Here is a 398-nt window from a genome sequence, read left to right as displayed (position 1 = left end):
GCTCAATCCAGTCAGCGGCAAGGAAGCGAATTGCCTTGCTATCACCGTCACCGCGCAGAGCATGAACCAACTTGTGCATCGCCTCTTCGGCGCGCCCCTCGCTAATCGCTGACTCGATGAGAGACGCCGAGCGGCTGAATGGTCGCGGCAGCGGAGCCATGTCACCGCCCTCCAATCGCGTCAGCAATCTTGCCTGCAATCAGGTTGGCAGCGGCGCGCGTCGGGTTCACATCAACATGAGCGTATCGCTGTGTGGTGCCAGCATCGGCGTGACCGAGAAGCTTGCCAATGATCTGCAACGACATGCCGTCACCTGCCCCGACGCTCGCGAAAGTGTGGCGCAAATCGTGGAGGTGAACGTCGGCAATGCCAGCCCTTCCGGCTATGGCTGCCCACGG

1 protein-coding gene is annotated in these 398 nt (G+C 61.6%); it reads right to left on the bottom strand.

What is annotated here, in order from left to right; genetic code table 11:
- Positions 1-161: 161 nt before the first annotated feature.
- Positions 162-344, bottom strand: coding sequence for a tyrosine-type recombinase/integrase (locus EN750_RS38995; RefSeq protein WP_245482969.1), 183 nt, complete (start codon positions 342-344; stop codon positions 162-164).
- Between the last annotated feature and the right edge of the window lie 54 nt (positions 345-398).

Origin of the sequence: Mesorhizobium sp. M7A.F.Ca.ET.027.03.2.1 (genome assembly GCF_003999175.1) — a bacterium.
Taxonomy (GTDB): Bacteria; Pseudomonadota; Alphaproteobacteria; order Rhizobiales; family Rhizobiaceae; genus Mesorhizobium.
This window is presented reverse-complemented; position numbering and strand designations above follow the sequence as displayed.